Here is a 19,783-nt window from a genome sequence, read left to right on the forward strand (position 1 = left end):
GCGGTGTTGTAATTGCATCTCACGCCCTGTCTGCTCGAGAGACCGATGCGACTGATACAGATAAGTGACTGCCATCTGCGCGCCAATCCTGAAGCGCGCTCACGACTGGGTTTTCCGTTACGTCAGCTGGAGGCGGTGGTCGCGCATGCTGCAGGTCTACGTCCGGACATCCTGTTGGTCACCGGCGATGTCAGTCAGGATGAAAGTCCTGCCTCCTATCGGTTAGCGGCCGCGGCTTTCGACAGCGTCGGCTGTCCGTGGTTCTGGTTTGCGGGCAATCATGACCACCCTGATTTCATGCAGGAGTTACGTCCTTTTCACTCTGAGCTGGATCTTGGTGCCTGGCGCCTGCTGTGCCTCGATTCGCGTGTTCCCGGCCAGGCCGGAGGTGAGCTAGGGCAGGATCAGTTGACTGAGCTGGCGGAGTCATTGGCGCTATCACTCGAGCAAGACCCACGGCCGATACTGTTAGCCATGCACCACCATCCGGTGCCGATCGGTTCTGCATGGATGGATGCACTGGGGTTGGCCGATCGTGAGGCATTCTGGCAGACGCTGGCGGCTTATCCTCAGGTCAAGGCCGTGCTGTGTGGACATATTCATCAGGCATTCGCCAGCTGTCAGGCGAGCAAGCAGGGTGTTGTGGCCGTGTATGGGGTGCCCTCGACCTCTGATCAGTTTGCGCCACGTAGCGAGGATTTTGCGGTAGACGAGGCTGCGCGTCCCGGACTTCGAGTGGTTGATCTTGATGGTGATCGCCTCGATACCTGGGTTGAGCGCGTCACGCTGTGAATTCGCAGGCCAGCGGGGTATGGCTCAGTGGTCACGCTATTTATTCATTTTGGGTCTTAAAAGATAGTTCCTGATTCTTTGACGTTATCAAAGCTCAGCGGTTACCGTGTCAGTATTCTGCATGTTTGACGGGTAAGCGTTCAGGCTTGCCTGCCGACACGCCACTGATTGTCATGGGCCGCCCCTCGGGCGTGCCCCAGCGCTCACGAGGTTGCCGCACGCGATGATTTCCCCCGAACGTCAGACCCACCTCAAGCAGCTCGAGGCCGAGTCCATCCACATCATCCGTGAGGTGGTCGCCGAGTTTGCCAATCCGGTCATGCTGTATTCCATCGGCAAGGACTCAGCCGTCATGCTGCACTTGGCGCGCAAGGCCTTCGCTCCGGGTGTGCCGCCGTTCCCGTTGATGCACGTCAATACCACCTGGAAATTCCAGGAGATGATCAAGTTCCGCGATGAAATGTCGGCGGAAGTCGGCATGGAGCTGATTGAGCACATCAATCAGGAAGGCGTAGCGGCGGGCATCAATCCGTTCGATCACGGCAGCGCCAAGTATACCGACATCATGAAGACCGCTGGTCTCAAGCAGGCACTCGACAAGTACGGCTTTGATGCGGCCTTCGGTGGTGCACGTCGTGATGAGGAGGCGTCGCGTGCCAAGGAGCGTGTCTACTCTTTCCGCGATCAGTACCACCGTTGGGATCCGAAGAACCAGCGTCCGGAGCTGTGGAACATCTACAACTCCAAGATCAACAAGGGCGAGTCGATCCGCGTCTTCCCGCTGTCCAACTGGACCGAGCTGGACATCTGGCAGTACATCTACCTTGAATCCATCAAGATCGTCCCGCTCTACTACTCCGCTGTGCGTCCGGTCGTGAAGCGCGATGGCCTCGATATCATGGTTGATGATGACCGTCTGCCACTGGCCGAAGGTGAAGTGCCGGAAATGAAGTCCGTGCGCTTCCGGACACTGGGCTGCTATCCGCTGACCGGCGCCGTGGAATCTACGGCTGCCACACTGCCGGAAATCATTCAGGAAATGCTGTTGACGCGTACCAGCGAGCGCTCCGGTCGTGCGATTGATCACGATCAGGCAGGCTCGATGGAGAAGAAGAAGCGCGAAGGCTACTTCTAGGCTGAAGTTCGCCAGTTCAAATGGTTTTTTAGAACAGTCATCTTGAACAGCTATTTCGAATAGACCACCTGCCAGCGGGGCTCGTAGCGCCGCACAGCGACAGCTCGTCCGGTTGGCAATGCAATGACAGCGGCAAGGAGAAAATTGTGTCCCACGTGTCAGACAAGATTTCCGCAGATATCGAAGCCTATCTGCAAGAGCATGAGCAAAAAGATCTGCTGCGTTTCATTACCTGCGGCAGTGTAGATGACGGCAAGTCGACCTTGATCGGGCGCCTGCTGTTTGATTCCAAATTGATTTACGAAGATCAGCTGGCATCCATCACTCAGGCCTCCAAGACTAGCGGCACCACTGGCGATGAGGTCGATCTTGCGCTGCTGGTCGATGGTCTGCAGTCAGAGCGTGAGCAGGGCATCACCATCGATGTTGCCTACCGGTTCTTCTCGACCGACAAACGCAAGTTCATTATCGCCGATACTCCCGGACACGAGCAGTACACGCGCAACATGGCGACTGGTGCGTCTTCTGCGAGCCTGGCGATCATTCTGATCGATGCCCGTTATGGTGTGCAGACTCAGACCCGTCGTCACAGCTTCATCGCCGACCTGCTGGGTATCCAGCATCTGGTTATCGCGGTCAACAAGATGGATCTGGTTGATTACTCCGAAGCGCGTTTCCATGAAATCGTTGCCGAGTACCAGGAGTTTGCCGATAAGTTGAATGCGCCGGATATTCGCTTCGTGCCGATGTCTGCTCTCAAGGGTGATAACGTCGTCAATCACAGCCTGTCGCTGGATTGGTATACCGTCGATGGCCAGGCTGGCCCTTCGCTGCTGGAAGTGCTGGAAACCGTCGAGCTGACGCAAGATCAGAATCTTGATGATCTGCGCTTCCCAGTGCAGTACGTCAACCGTCCCAATCTCGACTTCCGTGGTTACTGCGGCACGTTGGCAGCAGGTGTGGTGCGCCCGGGAGACAGCGTCAAGGTGCTGCCGTCCGGCAAGATCTCAACCATCGAGCGCATCGTGACCTTTGATGGTGATCTCGAGATCGCCTATCCCGGCCAGGCCATCACGCTGACCCTGAATGACGAGATCGATATCTCGCGTGGCGACTGGTTGGTGGCCGCGGATGCAGAGCTGCCTATCTCCAACGCGTTGGAGGCTGACGTCGTCTGGATGCACGAATCTCCGCTGGTGCCAGGCCGGGCCTATGACATCAAGCTGGCGACGCGTGACCTCACTGGTCAGGTCAGCGCCATCGACTATCTCTACGACGTCAATACACTCGAGCATCACCAGGGCGACAGCCTGGCACTGAATGCCATTGGTCGCGTGCAGATCGAGCTGACCCAGGCTGTACCGGTGGACGACTATCGTTCAAGCCCGGGCACTGGCTGCTTCATCGTCATCGACCGACTGAGCAATGTCACTGTCGGCGCAGGCATGATTCGTGGCATTGGCCGCGCGGCAGGACAATCAGTATCTCATCAGACCGACTGGGCTGCTTTTGAGTCTGACCTCAATGCGCTGGTGCGTAAGCACTTCCCGCATTGGGAGGCGCGGGATGTCCGTGAGTTGTTGGGTCAGGCTCGCTAAGTGAGAGGCGGGATAACCACTACGCTTGACACGCAATAGCAACACGGCTCGTCCGCGAGAATGCTGGTATAGCCAAAGCCCCCATGACCGCAAGGTCATGGGGGCTTTTCATTGCACAACCGATGTCACCATTCGCTCAAGCTGCTGGCATCAGGCGAGCGTAGGCTCGGCGGTGATCGCGATGGATGGCCCGAAGTGCTCGTAATGGCAATGTGAGACTGGTACGCCGAGTTGAGTCAGCGTCTGGATCATCGCCTGCATGAAACCATGCGGGCCGATGACAAAGGCCTCAAGAGCCTCTGCACTGACGTTTGCGTCAACGAGTTGGCTGGCGAGCCACTCACGCTCGATCACTCCCAGGTGGGCGTGGCTCGGCAGAGGGTCAGCCTGCTCGTAACAGACCTGATAGCGCATCTGCTCAGGATATTGGGCGGCGAGCGCCTGTAGCGTGTCATCGAAGGCATGAACCTCGGGGTCGCGTGCCGCGTGCAGATAGATGACCTGACGACCCGCAGCCAGCGCAGCATCCAGTAGCGGCAGCATGGGGGTCTGACCGACACCCGCTGATAGCAGTAATACCGGCCCTTCATTGTCGCCGAGTGTCAGCACGCCACCCGGCGGCAGCAGATCAATCTCGTCGCCTACCGTCAATGAATGTAGATAGTTGCTTGATTGGCCGTGTGACTCGCGTTTGACCGAAATGCGACAGAAAGCATCATTCGGTGAGTGCGACAGGCTGTAATGGCGATAAATGACACCATTGGGCGTCACCAGACGCATACCGATGTATTGACCCGGCGTGAAGGAAAACAGCGGGCCTTCCAGCGGTGCGAGATACAGTGAGCGGATCTCGCTGCTTTCATCGTGCAGGCGAGCGATGCGGAAGCGACGGAGACCCTGCCATCCGCCTCGCGTAGCGGCGAAGCTACCATAAAGACCCCGCTCTGCAGCGATCAGTACGTCGGCAAGTTCACCGTAGAGCGCGCCCCAGGCATCGGCGATGTCAGGTGTCAGTGCATCACCCAGTACTTCACCGATGGCTGCCATCAGGCACTCACCAACAATGGGATAGTGCTCTGGCAGAATGTTGAGTGAGACATGCTTGCTGACTATCGGTGCCAGTAGACGATCGACGGCTTCACGGGAGTGGCGAGCCCCGACATACGCCAGTACTGCTCCAGCCAAGGCGCGTGCCTGACCGCCACTGGCCTGATGTGTCTGGTTGAACAGCGACTTCACCTCGGGGTAGCGCTCGAACATCAGCGGGTAGAAGCGCGCGGTGATGGCATTGAGATGTTCGGCAACCACGGGAGCAGTGGCGGCGATCAGGTCTTCCTGGGTGACAGTCAGCATGGCGTTACCTTGGCGTAGAGAGAAAATCGAGATGAAGGCGTATGGAAAGGTCACTCTAGTAACGCAAAGGGCATGCCAACTCATTACGTCAGTCGTCATGCGGGGTAGCGGCGCGTGATGTTATTATGACACTCACCAGCGAGGTGTGTTTTTGACACGAATCGTGTCTAAATAACATCAAGCGCTTATTTGATGCCCAGCCTTGAGCTCTGCCTGAAACCCTGTATCGCCAGCCATCGGAAACCATCATGCCGGACGAGCACTTTCCCGAAAACGATCATCCCCTTGCTGCACTTGATGCTTGGCTTGAGGCGTATCTGTCTGATGCAGATATGCCGATGCGCCGCCCGCTGCCTTGGTCGCGTCTATTGGCGGCGCTGATGCAGAAAGTGCCCGGTGAGGCGGCAACCCTGATGCGCTATCTACCGGAGCGTCATGAGCTGATGCCGCTGGCAACCTTTGGGTTGCCAGCCGAGGTGCGTGGCCGTCGCTTTCGGCTGTCTGAGCAGCCGCGCCTCAAGGCGATTACCGAGCATCATGGCGTGTGTCGTTTTGCGATGGAGTGTGATCTGCCGGACCCGTTTGATGGTCTACTCGGCGAGGCGCAAGAGCCGGGGATGAACGCTGGTTCTGCTGCGTTGGGCGATCCTGCGGCAGGCGATCCTGCGGCAGGCGTTCCTGCCGCAGGCAACGACATGGCCAAGGATCATGACCTGCTGGTGCATGACTGTGCGGGGATTGCGCTGCGTGATGGCGAGATTTTACTGGGCATAATGACCTTCGATGCGCTGACGCCTGGCGTCCTGGAGCCTTTGATACAGCTGGAACGCGAGGATTCAAAGAGTCGTGAGCTGACGAGCTTGCTGTCACTGCCGGCACGCTGTCTGATGTTGGTGCGTGAGCAAGAGGCCACGCAGGCACAAGGCCTCGTGACGCGACCTCAGGCGCTATCAGCGGTGACACTGATGTCTTGTCCGCAGCGTGGACCCGCGATGGCGCGACTGGAGGCACAGTTGGAGGCAGTGGCCGACACTGAGATGACAGTGCTGGTGCAGGGCGAGACTGGAGTCGGCAAAGAGGGTGTCGTTCAGCGCTTACATGATGCGTCACGGCGAGCAACCAAGCCGCTGGTACGTATCAACTGTGCGGCATTATCGCCGGAGCTGGTAGAGAGTGCGTTGTTTGGTCATCGACGCGGCGCCTTCTCGGGTGCCACGCATGATCACCGCGGCCACTTCGTGATGGCGGATGGCGGTACCTTGCTGCTCGATGAAATCGGCGAGTTACCGCTAGCGCTACAACCCAAGTTGCTGAGGGTGCTGCAAGAAGGTGAGTTACAGCCGCTCGGCAGTGATCGGGTCGTCAGGGTCGATGTGCGAGTCGTCGCGGCAACCAATCGTGATCTCGAGGCGGAAGTCGCGGCGGGGCATTTCCGTGAAGATCTCTATCATCGTTTGAGTGTCTATCCGCTGCGGGTACCGCCGCTGCGGGAGCGCGGGCGCGCTGACCTGTTGGCGCTGGCAGGTACTTTCCTTGAGCATAATCGGACGCGCCTCGGGCTGGGTAACCTACGGCTGACACCGGGTGCGGAGCGCGCACTCTGTGATTATCCGTGGCCGGGGAATGTGCGAGAACTGGACCATTGCGTGAGTCGCGCCGCACTGCATGCACGTCTCTCTCAGGCTCCCAAATCGCGTGCCGACGGTCGGCAGCTGGTCGTGATCACGCCTGAACTGTTGGCACTAGAGGTCGCGTCGAGCCCGAAAGGTGGTGAGTCAAATGCAGGTCAGTCACTACGTAGCGATATGACGTCAGGCGAAGGGGCATCTAGAGGCGATCATTCCCAGGGAATGGCCAGTGATATCGTGCTTGATCTGAATTCGGTGCCAGGCCTGCGCGATGCCACCGAGCTGTTCCAGCGCGAGCACATTCGCCGGGTTTGGCAAGCCTGCGATGGCAACTGGGCAGAAGCGGCGCGTCGCCTAAAGATGGACAGAGGGAATCTCTATCGGCAGGCGCGCCGCCTGGGAGTGATATAGCGTGAACTCACGTCTGGATGCGTTTGCAGATTCAGGCGCGAGTCGCGATCAGGACGGCGCGGCGCGGAGCAGGATACCCTTCACGCGTCAGGCTCGAGTTGTCAGGGTCGAGGAAATCACTCAGCGAGTGATAGGTCATCCAATCGGTGGCGCGTTGCTCGTCCTGCGTGGTGACGGCTTCATCGACGATGCGTACATCCTTGAAGCCGGCACGCTCGCACCAATGTGCCAGCGCTTGCGAGGAGGGCAGGAAGTAGACATTGGGCATGGCGGCGTAACGCTCGCCGGGCATCAGCACGGTGGTCACGCCACCTTCGACGACCAGTGTTTCCAGCACCATCTCGCCGCCGGGGCGCAGGGTGTCGCGCAACTGGAAGAGATGATCCATCGGTGACGGACGGTGATAAAGCACACCCATCGAGAACACGGTATCGAAGGCGGCCATCTTTTCCGGCACATCTTCGATGCCCACCGGCAGGAAGTGCAGGTTGCGCCCTTGCGGATGATCCGTGCCGATGAAGTGGCGTACGGCATGGAACTGGCAATAGAAACGCGGCGAGGGATCGATCACCAGCGTGAAGGCCGCTCCTGCACCTACCATGCGCCAGCCGTGGTAGCCATTGCCACCGCCGACATCCAGCACACGACGATGAGTCAGGTCCGACAGGTGCGGCGCCAGACGCTGCCATTTCCAGTCAGAGCGCCACTCGGTATCGATGTGGATCTCATCCAGTTGGTACGGCCCCTTGCGCCACGGCATCATGGCACGCAGCAGGTTCTCGCTCTGGCGCAGCTGGCCCTGAGAGAGTCCTTCTGTCATGCGCGCACCGACGCGACCTGCTTCCAGCTCTACCTCGCGCTCGGCGGGCAGGGATGGCAGTTTCTCAAGTGCGCCATGCCAAGCCTTGAGATCAGCGTGGCGTTTGCGGTCCAGACCTTCTGTCAGCTGGACAGGTAGTGCGCCCAGCCAGCGAGCGAAACCATTACCGACGGCGCCTGGTTCGCAGGCGAGCTCGGTAAAGGCGAGATAAAGATCACGATCGTAGGAAGAGATGCTCATGCGGTAAGTCTGATCCGTGAGGTGGCGATGCGGTAAATCAGCAGCCTGGTTTGTCAGCGACATGCATTGTCAGCGACGTGCTCGAATTCGCGACGTGCTTTGTCAGGAGCACGCTCAGTCAGCGGCCTTGAAAGCGACCATGGAGGCGAAGTTCAGGTATTGCAGCCAGGTCTGGCTACGCTCGAACCCCGCTTGGGTCAGGCGCGCATGATGCGTGACGAGACTGTCAGGCTTCATCACGTCTTCCAGTGCCTCACGTTTTTGCGAGATTTCAAGATCTGAATAGCCATTGGCCCGCTTGAAGTCATGATAGCGTTCGATCAGCCAGGCATTTTCTGTGGCGTCGTCGCTGATGATCTTCTCGGACAGAATCAGGACACCACCGGGTTCCAGCGCCGTAAACAATTTGTCGATCACTGCATCACGATCTTCAGGTGGTAAAAACTGTAACGTGAAGTTGACCACAATCATGCCGGCTGGCTGGTAGCTCAGGGTGCGTATATCGGCTTCGCGGACATTGATACGATGCAGGGGGAAGGCATCGGCGAGCTCACGGCTGGCACGCTCTACCATTGGTGCGGAGAGATCGACGGCTTCTATCTCGATATCCTGCGGCGCCATCTCGCGCGCCAATGCCATGCTGGCTGCTCCCAGTGAGCAACCCAGGTCATAGACGCGTGCACCGGGGCGCAGATGAGCACGGGCCATCACACCCAGCATGGCGATGATCTGGCCGTAACCCGGTACCGAACGGCGTAGCATGTCCGGGAAGCAGCTGACGACTTGTTCGTCAAAGGAGAAGCTGGCAACACGGTCAAGGGGTGTCGTAAATATCGCGTCACGGTAAGATGCATCACTCATGGATCAAGGCTTCATCGGGCAGTGGGCCAGGGCGACATGCCATCGGCCGAGGACCGGCCGGGCAGAGTGCCCCGCTGGCGCCCGCCATTCTACGCATTCGACGCGCGTGACGCACCCGTCGGGGCTGACCAATGATGCCTCCATCAACCGATTTCAGTCCGGGCCTCGTGGGCCCGGTCGTCACACTTCAAGGAGAGAGGTGGCCATGTCCACTCAATCATCTGCACGTTCCGCGCTGCGTGATAGTCAGGCCTGGCAGGCCCTTGCGCGTCATCATGAAGAGCAGATGGCCGATGTGCATCTAAAGGACTTGTTCGCTGATGATGCGGCGCAGGGGCGTGATCGTGTCGCGATGTTTACGCGCTCGGCAGCAGGCCTACGCCTGGACCTTTCCAAACAGCGTCTAAAGCACGAGACGCTCGAGCTATTGCTGGGTCTGGCACGTGAGACCGGGGTTGAGCAGGGCATTGCACGTTTGTTGGCGGGTGAGCATGTCAATCGCTCCGAAGACCGCCCGGCGTTGCATGCTGCGTTGCGCCTGCCGCGCTCCGCCAGTCTGGAAATTGATGGCAAGGATGTGGTGCCGGCGATTCACGAAAGTCTTGAGCACCTCGCCGAGATGGTCGATACCTTCCACAGTGGTCAGTGGCGTGGTGCGACTGGCAAGCCGATCACCGATGTAGTCAACCTTGGTGTCGGTGGCTCTGATCTCGGACCGTTGATGGTCTCCAGTGCGCTAGGTGACTGCCGGCCGAGTGGTATCCATGAGGTGGGTGTGCACTTTGCCTCCACCATGGATGGCTCTCAGTTGGCGGATTACCTTGAGTCTTTGAGCCCTGAGACGACGCTCTTCATTCTGTCGTCCAAGTCCTTCTCGACCATTGATACGCTGTCCAATGCACGCACTGCACGTGATTGGCTGCGATCACGACTGGACCCGGAAGGCCGCCTTGAAGCATTGATCAATCGTCAGCACTTCATCGGCGCTTCGGCCAAGCCGGAGAAGATGAGTGAGTGGGGCATCGCTCCGGAGCACCAGTTGCTGTTCTGGGATTGGGTGGGCGGGCGTTATTCACTGTGGGGCACTATCGGTCTGCCGATTGCGCTGAACGTGGGCATGGACAACTTCCGCCGCCTGCTGGCGGGTGCTCACGAGCTGGATGAGCACTTCCGCACCGCGCCGCTGGAAGACAATCTGCCGGTACTGCTGGCGCTGGCCGGTATCTGGAACAATAACTTCCTGGATATTCGCGCCCATTCCATTCTGCCTTACGACGGTCGCCTGGAATACTTCGCCAGCTACCTCGAACAGCTGGAAATGGAATCCAACGGCAAGTCGGTCACCAATGACGGCGAGATGATCGATTACTCGACCTGTCCGGTGCTGTGGGGGCAGTTGGGGCCGAATGCTCAGCACGCCTTCTACCAGTTGCTGCATCAAGGTACACAGGCGGTAGAGTGTGATTTCATTGCGCCGATGTGTCGTTATGATCATATCGAAGATGCCGAGACGCGCATGCACTTGAAAGCGCAGCATCGTCTGACGCTGGCCAACTGCTTTGCGCAGTCCCGTGTACTGATGCTGGGGGATGATGCCGTCCCGGGTGACGAAGAGCAGCCGAATCACAAACGCTATCGCGGCAACCAGCCGTCGACCACGCTGCTGCTGGAGACATTGACGCCAGAGACACTAGGCGCGCTGATCGCCCTCTACGAGCAGAAGGTCTTCGTACAGGCCACTATCTGGGATATCAATCCCTTTGATCAGTGGGGCGTGGAATTGGGCAAGCAGATTGCCACCGCGACCGAAACTACCATGACCAGTGGTGACGGCTTCGATAGCCTCGATGCCTCCAGTCGGGCATTGATTGAAGCGGTATGGAAGGCACAAGGGCAGGATCCACGCGGTTGAGGCGTGCCGTAGTGAGGAGTCTCGGTATCTGTTGATTTATACAGTATTCTCGCTATCCTATAAGCGAATCAATCGTTTACACTAGACAGCATGGCGCGGGCCAAGAGTGATCTCCCTGGAGAGGCTTCTTGCGCCCGCGCCTGCCGGGAGTGCTGATGGCCAGTTCACGATCCCCGTTGCAAGCATCTGCCGATCTTGAGCCGATGGCAGTCAAAGGTGTGCTCTATCTGCACGGTTTCAATTCCGCCAGTTGTTCGCCCAAGTCACAGTTGATGAAACGTGCTGCGCAGGAATTTGGGTTGCCCTTTGTCGCACCGGATATCCCCCCTCAGCCCATGCTATGGAAAGCCGTGGTGGATGAGGCTTATCAGACACTGTGCACTCGACTCTCGCTGGACCCAGCTGACCCCGCCTGCGACGACGCCATCATCGTGATCGGCAGCTCCATGGGGGGCTTTCTGACCACCTGGCTTGCGGGACGTGAAGCGGCGCGATTGGAAGGGCCTGATGGCCCCATGCACAGTGTGCTGCGCCAAGGGCCACGCACCGTGTTGATCAACCCTGCTGTGCGGCCGGTGCGGCTAGTCAGTGAATGGCTGGGCTCGACGCATGCCAATCCGTATACCGGCGAGACATTCATCGTGACCGAGGATTTCGCGCCTGATCTTGCCGGGTTTGAATCCGCCCCGGCGACCCCGCAGCGTACCCTCGTGCTGCTTGCCACGGCTGATGAGACATTGGACGTCAATGATGCGGCGAGCCTGTATCAGGATTGCCGACTGATCGTCACGCCGGGCGGTGATCACGGCTTTGAACGTCTGGCGGAATATCTGCCGGCGATCATGGCCCACGCCGGCCATCGATTGGCACCGGCGTTGGCCACTTCATTTCACGTCGAGCCTTGCTAGCGAAAGAGGGCTCTTCGTTCCGGTTCGTGAAGCCAGGCTGCCAGGTAGTGCCCACTGCCCAAGGTTCGCCACGTTCATGAAGCCGCTGATGTCATCGACATCGGGCTCACTCTTTTCTGGAAAATCGGGCAGGCTCAGCGTCGCCATCGGCGATGGGCCTGCCGGACGTCAACACCAAGGACATAAGGCTGCGATGAGTCAGTACAGCGCCAGTTCCATCGAGGTCCTCTCCGGCCTCGAACCGGTCCGCAAGCGGCCCGGTATGTATACCGATACGTCTCGGCCCAACCATCTGGTTCAGGAAGTCATCGATAACTCCGTCGATGAGGCGCTAGCCGGGCACGCGAAAGAAGTGCGCGTGCGCCTGCTGGAAGACGGTGGTATCGAAGTGGCAGATGATGGCCGCGGCATGCCGACCGATATCCATCCTGAGCACGGCGTGACTGGGATTGAGCTGATCCTGACCAAGCTGCATGCTGGCGGCAAGTTCTCGCAGGACAGCTACCGCTTCTCCGGCGGTTTGCACGGGGTCGGTGTTTCTGTCGTCAACGCGCTATCCAGACGGCTTGAAGTGGAAGTCTGCCGTGATGGTCAGCGTCAGCGTATCGCGTTCGAGAAAGGCGAGAAAGTCGAAGAGCTGAGCGTCATCGGTACCGTCGGCAAGCGTAATACCGGGACTCTGGTGCGCTTCTGGCCCGATGAAAGCTACTTCGATAGTCCACGTCTGGCGCTGGCACGTCTGCGACATCTGATGCGGGCCAAGGCGGTACTGTGCCCTGGACTCAAGGTCGTACTGACAGAGACGGATGGCAATGAGACCACCTGGTATTACGAAGATGGTCTGCGCGATTATCTGCTGGGTGCGACCGACGGCTTCGAGCGGTTGCCGGAATCGCCATTCATCGGCCATTTCGAAGACAGCGAGCATGGAGTTGACTGGGCCATTCAATGGCTGCCAGAAGGCGGCGAGCTGGTTCAGGAACCCTACGTCAATCTGATCCCCACCCCGTTGGGCGGTACGCACGTCAATGGCATGCGCTCCGGATTATTGGAAGCACTGAAAGAGTTCTGTGATTACCGCAGCCTGCTACCGCGCGGCGTAAAGCTAAGTGCGGACGATTTGTGGGAGCGTGCCGCTTTCGTGCTCTCGATCAAGATGCTTGATCCCCAGTTCGCTGGTCAGACCAAGGAGCGTCTGTCCTCACGTAGCGTGGCGGCCTTCGTTTCTGGTGTGGTCAAGGACGCCTTCTCACTATGGCTCAATCATCACGTTGATCAGGCTGAAGCCCTGGCCGAGCTGGTGATCTCTGCGGCGCAGCGTCGTCTCAAGAGTGCCAAGAAGGTCGCGCGCAAGAGGATTACCTCAGGACCGGCACTGCCGGGCAAGCTGTCTGACTGTGCCAGCTCTGATCCTGCTGACAGTGAGCTGTTTCTGGTCGAGGGGGATTCTGCTGGCGGGAGTGCCAAGCAGGGCCGCAATCGCGAGACGCAGGCGATACTGCCGCTGCGCGGCAAGATTTTGAACACCTGGGAAGTGGAATCTCACGACATCTACTCGTCTCAGGAAGTGCATGATATCGCGGTTGCCATCGGGCTGGACCCGGTCTCGGAAGATCTCTCCAAGCTGCGCTATCACAAGGTCTGCATTCTCGCGGATGCCGACTCTGATGGTCTGCATATCGCGACCTTGTTGTGTGCGCTTTTCGTGCGTCATTTCCCCGCGTTGGTGGATGCTGGTCACGTCTTTGTCGCCATGCCACCGCTATATCGCATCGATCTGGGCAAGGAAGTGCACTACGCCCTGGATGAGAGCGAGAAGGTACACATCCTCAAGCAACTGGAAGGCAAGCGTGGCACGCCCAATGTCCAGCGCTTCAAGGGTCTGGGTGAGATGAACCCGCTACAGTTGCGTGAGACGACCATGGCGCCGGATACGCGCCGTCTGGTGCAGCTGACGCGCAGCATGGATGACGGGACTCACGAGATGCTCGACATGCTGCTCGCCAAGAAGCGTGCCGCTGATCGCAAGAGCTGGATCGAGGCCTACGGCAACATGGCCGATCTTGAGGTGTGAGGCTGAGTCGTCAGCTTTCTGAACCCTATCTGTTGTTGTGTCGTGACGATATTTTTTCGGGAGGGTCGCATGGTTCTCCCCGTTTTACGCTCGTAATCAAGGTCAAGCGCCCATGAGCATGGATATTCAGGTAGCGGAGGGCGACGTCGAACGTCTGGCCCTGCGTGACTACACCGAAAAGGCGTACCTCGACTACTCGATGTACGTGATTCTCGATCGTGCACTGCCGCACGTCGGCGATGGCATGAAGCCGGTGCAACGGCGCATCGTCTATGCCATGCGCGAACTGTCACTGACGGCAAATGCCAAGTACAAGAAATCGGCACGTACCGTCGGCGACGTACTGGGTAAATTTCACCCGCATGGTGATAGTGCCTGTTATGAAGCCATGGTGTTGATGGCGCAGCCGTTCAGCTATCGCTATCCACTGGTGGACGGGCAGGGCAATTGGGGGAGTCAGGATGATCCCAAGTCCTTCGCCGCGATGCGGTATACTGAGTCGCGCCTGTCCAAGTATTCCGAAGTACTGCTGTCGGAGCTCTCCCAGGGGACAGTCGACTGGGTGCCCAACTTCGATGGCACCATGAACGAGCCCAGGGTACTGCCGGCGCGCCTGCCCAATGTACTGCTCAACGGGACGACCGGCATCGCGGTCGGCATGGCGACGGACATACCGCCGCATAACGTGCACGAGATCGTGGCGGCGACCCGCCATCTGCTGCGCCACCCGGAGGCTGACAGCGACAAGTTGATGGACTTCCTGCCGGCGCCAGATTTCCCCACTGAGGCGGAAATCATCACGCCGCGCGCAGATCTGGCCAAGCTGTACCGCACCGGTCGTGGCAGCGTGAAGATGCGTGCTCGCTACGTGATCGAAGAGGGTGACATCGTCATTACCTCGTTGCCGTATCAGGTGTCTGGCGCCAAGGTGATCGAGCAGATCGCCGCCCAGATGCAGGCCAAGAAACTGCCGATGGTCGCGGACCTGCGTGATGAGTCAGATCACGAAAATCCGACTCGCCTGATGATTCAGCCGCGCTCCAATCGTATCGATATCGAGGGGCTGATGGCGCATCTGTTCGCCACTACTGATCTCGAGAAGAACGCGCGCGTCAACATGAATGTCATTGATCTCAAGGGACGCCCGCGCGTCATGGCGCTGCACGAGATGCTCTCGGAATGGCTGCTCTTCCGTCGCGCGACTGTACGACGTCGTCTTGAGCATCGCCTGGCCAAGGTCGAGGACCGCCTGCATCTGCTGGAAGGGTTGCTGGTTGCCTATCTGAATCTCGATGAGGTGATTCGCATCATCCGTGAGGAAGAAGACCCGAAGGCCAGCTTGATCGAGACCTTCAAGCTCTCCGAGCGCCAGGCTGAAGCGATTCTTGAGCTGCGCTTGCGTCACCTGGCACGTCTCGAGGAGATGAAGCTAAGAGGTGAGCAGGATGAACTCAATCGTGAGCGCAAAGCGCTGAAGCATCTGCTGGGCAATGATGATGCTCTGACGGATCTCATCGATAGCGAGCTTGAGCAGGCGGGTATCGATTTCGGCGATGTCCGTCGTTCGCCGCTGGTCGAGCGCGAAGAAGCGCGGGCACTCTCTGAGGTCGAGTTGATGGGGGCTGACCCGATCACGGTGGCGCTATCTGACAAGGGCTGGATTCGTGCTGCCAAGGGACACGATATCGACCCGGAAGGGCTCTCTTACAAGTCCGGTGATAGCTTCCATCTAGCAGTGCGCGGCAAGACCAACCAGCCACTGGTACTGCTGGATGACACTGGACGAGCCTATACGTTGGCCGCCCATAACCTGCCCAGTGCACGTGGGCAGGGCGAGCCGATCACCGGTCGCATGAATCCTGCGGCGGGTGCGGCGATGATTGGTCTGTTGCTGGATGAACCGACGGCGCGTTATCTGTTGGCGTCCGATGGTGGTTATGGTTTTGTGACGACGCTTGAGCAGCTGACCGGCAAGAGCAAGTCGGGCAAGGCCGCGCTATCGCTACCGCGTGGCTGTGCTGTACTACCGCCGGTTGCCTTGCCACTCAGTGAGCAGGACGTAGCGCTGGAAGTGGCGGTGGTCTCCAACGAAGGGCGCTTGCTGGTCTTCCCGCTGGCCGACCTCCCTGAGATGGCGAAGGGGAAGGGCAACAAGATGCTGTCGATCCCGGGCGAGCGAGCTGCCAACCGTGAAGAGTTCGTCCGCTCCCTGGTCGTAGTGCCAGCCGGTGCCACCCTGGTGGTGCACGCTGGCAAGCGCAAGACGTTGCTCAAGGGTGCTGACCTTGACTACTACCGTGGTGAGCGTGGCCGCCGGGGTAGCAAGCTGCCCCAGGGCTTCCAGAAAGTCGACCGCTTGGCGGTCGATGGCTGATGCAGTTGTCCGTGGTGGACGGCTGCTGAAAAGTCCGTGCAAGACTTAGATGATCACGATCTTGATGACCCTCTGCTCAGGAATGATTTTCCGATGACACAACGCATATTGATTCGTGCCACTGGCGTGGCGCGGCCGGGCCAGCTTGCCGGACTCGGTCAGGCACTGGCACGTAGCGGCGCCCGCCTGTTGGATATCAATCAGAGTGTGACTTTCGGCCTGGTGTCGCTAGAAGCTTTGGTTGCACTGAGTGCCGAGTCAGAGCTTGAAGCAGCGCTGACGGCTGCAGGCGAGCAACTGGGACTGGATGTGCAGGCGTTGCAGATCGGCGCTGAGGAATATCTGCGCTGGAGTCATCAGGCTGAGCGTCCGCGCTGGATTCTGACCTTGTTGGCACCGCGTTTACCGGCGGGCATTCTGGCGGAAGTGGGTGGTTTGACGGCTGAGTTCGGTATTACCGTCGAGCTGATGCATCGTCTCTCCGGGCGTGAGCCCCTGGATGGAGAGTCACCGGCCGAAGGCGCCTGCATCGAGTGCTGGCTGCGATTGCCTGACGGTGAGATCAACATCACGGCGTTGCGCGAGAAGGCATTGGCTCTGGGCGCGCTGCACGGCGTTGATATTGCCATTCAGGAAGACGATATCTGGCGTCGGCATCGTCGACTGATCTGCTTTGACATGGATTCGACGCTGATTCAGACAGAAGTGATCGACGAACTCGCGCGACGTCACGGTGTCGGTGAAGAAGTGTCCGCCGTTACTGAGCGTGCCATGCGCGGTGAGCTGGATTTCAAGGAAAGCTTCCGCGAGCGCATGAGCAAGCTCAAGGGGCTGGATGAATCAGTGTTGGCTGATATCGCTGCCAATCTGCCGCTGATGGATGGTGTTGAGCGTCTGATGGCGAATTTGAAAGCCTTGGGCTATCGCACCGCAATCCTGTCCGGTGGCTTCACCTATTTCGCACGCCATCTGCAGGAGTTGCTGGGCTTCGACGAGATTCATGCCAATGAGCTGGTGATATTGGATGGCAAGGTCACGGGTGAAGTACGCGAGCCTATCGTCGATGCAGAACGCAAGGCGCTGCTGCTGCGTGAGATCGCCAAGCGTCATGGTCTGCGTATGGAGCAGACCATCGCGGTGGGCGATGGTGCGAATGACCTGAAGATGCTCGCTGAGGCGGGGTTGGGTATCGCCTTCCGTGCCAAGCCGTTGGTGCGTGAACAGGCGCGTCAATCGATCTCTACGCTCGGGCTCGATGCAGTGCTGTACCTGATGGGTTATCGCCAGCAGGATCTTGAGCACTGAGTCACACGCCATCGGAGTCGGTACGATAAAACGCGGGGACAGCTGATGCTGTCCCCGCGTTTTTGTGGTGCTATGCCCTGTAAATTCAAGGTCTGTATATATGGCGAAAGCAGCACAGCGTTTGTCATTTCTTGAGCTAGACTGGAATTGAGAGAGGCAATGTGCGTCGCTGTCGTTGACCTCTTTCACCATTGCCAATCGCTGTCTAGCACTGCGTTATTGCTGATGTATCACTACACACGCCATGCCGTCAGGAGTCCGTCCATGCCGTCACCCTATGACGATGAACTGCATCTACTGTGCCTGTTTCCGCAAGACGCCGCCCTCAAGGGACTCAAGATTCGCCACGATGCCAGCCCCGACATGGTAGCTGCCGCTGAGCGGCTGCATACCAAGGGTTTGACCACATTGCCTGATGGTGGCTATCTGACCGCGTTGGGGCGCGAAGCTGCCGATCATGCTCACCAGCTCAATGGCCTGATGCACGCTCCGCTTGCCATGACGGGGAGTTGAGTTTGTCCTTTTCATGACGATGGTAGTGCTACTGCTGAAAATAGACGTTGAGAAACAGAAACGCCCCGCACGGGTACGTCCCTGCGGGGCGTTTCTGTTACTTGGTATAAAACATGACTCACACCGCATCGGCTCAGAGGAGCAATGATGTTGAAAGCCGAAGCGCGATGCCTATCAGATCTTGTGCTTGCGATAGGTTGCACGCGAGATATCGACAATCTCTACGCTCACTTCGCGTGCCGCTTCGCAATGCGGGGTCAGTGCTGCTATCAGAATGTCAGCAAGTCGTGATTTATCGTCTTCGCTACGACCTTCCAGTTGATGGCAGTGCAGGTTGACGAAGCCATGCTTGTGAGAAAGCGGTGCCTGGTTACCAGCCAGCCGCCAGTGGCGCCAGCTTTCGGCACGCACCTTGATATCGCTTTCCTTGAAGAGACCGCTGTACATGGCAGCTGCATGCAGGTCGTCCATGATGGCGTCCATGTCGAGGCTCGGCGCCAGGCTGTCGGCATAATCGATGACGAGATGGGGCATATGATGCGCTCCTTGACTTCGGCTACGCCTCTCGGGGCGCATGCCGTTGATGAGATCAACCCGCGATAGTCGCGAAATTGGCCAGCGATAGTAGCAAATTTCCCCGAGCATGCTGCGAGTTGTTTGCGATATTGCACACATGTCTGTGTCGGCATGTCGAGAGTAGTGTCAGGTGCTGGCGATGATGGAAATAGACGGCATTGCACTGCCTAGTGGAGTCTTGGAGCGCCGGCCAGGCACTTCTCGCACCAAGCGTGGCATCAGAAAGCCGGGCAGGTGCTCGAGCAGTGCTTCCATCAATTCGCAGGCCTCTGCATCACCGACGGCGAAGTGGGCCGCGCCCTGAACGGGGTCAAAGGCGTGCAGGTAGTAAGGTAGTACACCACATTCAAACAAGCGCTCGGCAAGTGCCGTCTGGGTGGCCACCGTATCGTTGATGCCGCGCAGTATCACGCCCTGATTGAGTAGCGTCACACCGATGGCAGCAAGACGGCTCATGGCCGCTGCGACCTCGTCATCTAGCTCATTGGCATGATTGGTATGGATCACGACGATCTTCTGTAGCCGCGTTGCGCCCAACCAACTCAGCAACTCATCATTGACGCGATCCGGAATGACCACCGGTAGGCGGGTATGGATACGCAGACGCTTGAGATGTGCAATCTCACCAAGCGCTTCTACCAACCAGGCAAGACGCTTGTCGGTGGAGACAAGCGGATCACCGCCCGACAGAATGACTTCGTGAATACGCGAATCGGCCTGGAGGTAGTCGAGGATGTCGCGCCACTGTTCACGGCTTGGCTGATGGTCTTCATAGGGGAAGTGACGACGAAAGCAGTAGCGGCAATTGATCGCGCAACCGCCACTCGCCATCAGCAGTACGCGGTTGGTGTACTTGTGGATCAGGCCGGGCAGGGGTGAGTGGTCAGCCTCTTCCAGTGGGTCATTGACGTAGCCGTCCACGATATCCGTCTCAGCGTCCAACGGCAGTACTTGGCGCAGCAATGGGTCATTGACGTCGTCCGCGCGAATACGGCTGGCGTAGGCATGAGGCACCCGAATGGAAAAGAGTGCATGGCCATCGTGTGCGCCAGGTAACAGGGATGTTGGCAGGCCCAGCTGCTCCAGTAGCGCTTGCGGAGTTCGGATGCAGTCGCGTAGCTGAGCACGCCAGTCACCACGTGCTGCTGCAGATGACTCTGGCACTTCAGCAACAGGGCTTTCACGCTGCTCGCGCGTGATGGTATGCAAGGATGCAGGGGTTCGGGTTATCATGCACATCACTTTTTAGTCATGGTTGCAGCCCATTCGACTGCAATCTGGAA

At 58.6% G+C, this 19,783-nt stretch carries 15 protein-coding genes; 10 read left to right on the forward strand and 5 right to left on the reverse strand.

Features of this window, described 5'->3' with window-relative positions; genetic code table 11:
* The first annotated feature begins 45 nt into the window (after nucleotides 1-45).
* The 3 genes from GQR90_RS05170 to cysN all read left to right on the forward strand — a co-directional run bounded on the left by GQR90_RS05170 (nucleotide 46) and on the right by cysN (nucleotide 3,525).
* Complete coding sequence (locus GQR90_RS05170) at nucleotides 46-792, forward strand: metallophosphoesterase (RefSeq protein ID WP_158773185.1); 747 nt, start codon at nucleotides 46-48, stop codon at nucleotides 790-792.
* Between the two features lie 223 nt (nucleotides 793-1,015).
* Nucleotides 1,016-1,927: a sulfate adenylyltransferase subunit CysD gene (gene cysD, locus GQR90_RS05175; protein WP_158773186.1), complete on the forward strand. Its 912-nt coding sequence runs from the start codon at nucleotides 1,016-1,018 to the stop codon at nucleotides 1,925-1,927.
* Nucleotides 1,928-2,073: 146 nt separating this feature from the next.
* Nucleotides 2,074-3,525 (forward strand): sulfate adenylyltransferase subunit CysN, encoded by a 1,452-nt coding sequence (gene cysN, locus GQR90_RS05180; RefSeq protein WP_158773187.1) that lies wholly within the window; start codon nucleotides 2,074-2,076, stop codon nucleotides 3,523-3,525.
* Nucleotides 3,526-3,675: 150 nt separating this feature from the next.
* Here cysN and GQR90_RS05185 read toward each other — a convergent pair whose 3' ends face one another.
* Nucleotides 3,676-4,878, reverse strand: a complete 1,203-nt coding sequence (locus GQR90_RS05185) for a globin domain-containing protein (protein ID WP_158773188.1) — start codon at nucleotides 4,876-4,878, stop codon at nucleotides 3,676-3,678.
* 248 nt (nucleotides 4,879-5,126) lie between these two features.
* Between GQR90_RS05185 and GQR90_RS05190 the strand changes: the two genes are divergently transcribed.
* Nucleotides 5,127-6,917 (forward strand): sigma 54-interacting transcriptional regulator, encoded by a 1,791-nt coding sequence (locus GQR90_RS05190; protein WP_233266439.1) that lies wholly within the window; start codon nucleotides 5,127-5,129, stop codon nucleotides 6,915-6,917.
* A 31-nt stretch (nucleotides 6,918-6,948) separates the two neighbouring features.
* On the opposite strand, the gene cmoB is transcribed toward GQR90_RS05190, so the two are convergent.
* Complete coding sequence (gene cmoB, locus GQR90_RS05195; protein WP_158773189.1) at nucleotides 6,949-7,977, reverse strand: tRNA 5-methoxyuridine(34)/uridine 5-oxyacetic acid(34) synthase CmoB; 1,029 nt, start codon at nucleotides 7,975-7,977, stop codon at nucleotides 6,949-6,951.
* 114 nt (nucleotides 7,978-8,091) lie between these two features.
* A complete protein-coding gene (gene cmoA / locus GQR90_RS05200; RefSeq protein ID WP_158773190.1) occupies nucleotides 8,092-8,838 on the reverse strand; it encodes a carboxy-S-adenosyl-L-methionine synthase CmoA in 747 nt (248 codons plus the stop codon).
* Nucleotides 8,839-9,043: 205 nt separating this feature from the next.
* Here cmoA and pgi point away from each other — a divergent pair, with 205 nt between their 5' ends.
* The 6 genes from pgi (at nucleotide 9,044) to GQR90_RS05230 (ending at nucleotide 17,924) form a co-directional block, all read left to right on the forward strand.
* Nucleotides 9,044-10,750: a glucose-6-phosphate isomerase gene (gene pgi / locus GQR90_RS05205; protein ID WP_158773191.1), complete on the forward strand. Its 1,707-nt coding sequence runs from the start codon at nucleotides 9,044-9,046 to the stop codon at nucleotides 10,748-10,750.
* A 155-nt stretch (nucleotides 10,751-10,905) separates the two neighbouring features.
* Nucleotides 10,906-11,658, forward strand: coding sequence for a YqiA/YcfP family alpha/beta fold hydrolase (locus GQR90_RS05210; protein WP_233266440.1), 753 nt, complete (start codon nucleotides 10,906-10,908; stop codon nucleotides 11,656-11,658).
* 193 nt (nucleotides 11,659-11,851) lie between these two features.
* Nucleotides 11,852-13,732 carry a DNA topoisomerase IV subunit B gene (gene parE / locus GQR90_RS05215; protein ID WP_158773192.1) on the forward strand — a complete coding sequence of 627 codons (1,881 nt, stop codon included), beginning with the start codon at nucleotides 11,852-11,854 and terminating at the stop codon, nucleotides 13,730-13,732.
* 112 nt (nucleotides 13,733-13,844) lie between these two features.
* Nucleotides 13,845-16,106, forward strand: coding sequence for a DNA topoisomerase IV subunit A (parC, locus tag GQR90_RS05220; RefSeq protein ID WP_158773193.1), 2,262 nt, complete (start codon nucleotides 13,845-13,847; stop codon nucleotides 16,104-16,106).
* A gap of 93 nt (nucleotides 16,107-16,199) precedes the next feature.
* Nucleotides 16,200-17,411, forward strand: a complete 1,212-nt coding sequence (serB, locus tag GQR90_RS05225; RefSeq protein WP_158773194.1) for a phosphoserine phosphatase SerB — start codon at nucleotides 16,200-16,202, stop codon at nucleotides 17,409-17,411.
* A 264-nt stretch (nucleotides 17,412-17,675) separates the two neighbouring features.
* Nucleotides 17,676-17,924, forward strand: coding sequence for a TIGR02647 family protein (locus GQR90_RS05230; protein ID WP_158773195.1), 249 nt, complete (start codon nucleotides 17,676-17,678; stop codon nucleotides 17,922-17,924).
* Nucleotides 17,925-18,098: 174 nt separating this feature from the next.
* Here GQR90_RS05230 and GQR90_RS05235 read toward each other — a convergent pair whose 3' ends face one another.
* Complete coding sequence (locus GQR90_RS05235) at nucleotides 18,099-18,458, reverse strand: 5-carboxymethyl-2-hydroxymuconate Delta-isomerase (RefSeq protein WP_158773196.1); 360 nt, start codon at nucleotides 18,456-18,458, stop codon at nucleotides 18,099-18,101.
* Nucleotides 18,459-18,626: 168 nt separating this feature from the next.
* Complete coding sequence (gene epmB / locus GQR90_RS05240) at nucleotides 18,627-19,733, reverse strand: EF-P beta-lysylation protein EpmB (protein ID WP_158773197.1); 1,107 nt, start codon at nucleotides 19,731-19,733, stop codon at nucleotides 18,627-18,629.
* Nucleotides 19,734-19,783 lie beyond the last annotated feature (50 nt).

Origin of the sequence: Cobetia sp. L2A1, assembly GCF_009796845.1 — a bacterium.
Classification (GTDB): domain Bacteria; phylum Pseudomonadota; class Gammaproteobacteria; order Pseudomonadales; family Halomonadaceae; genus Cobetia.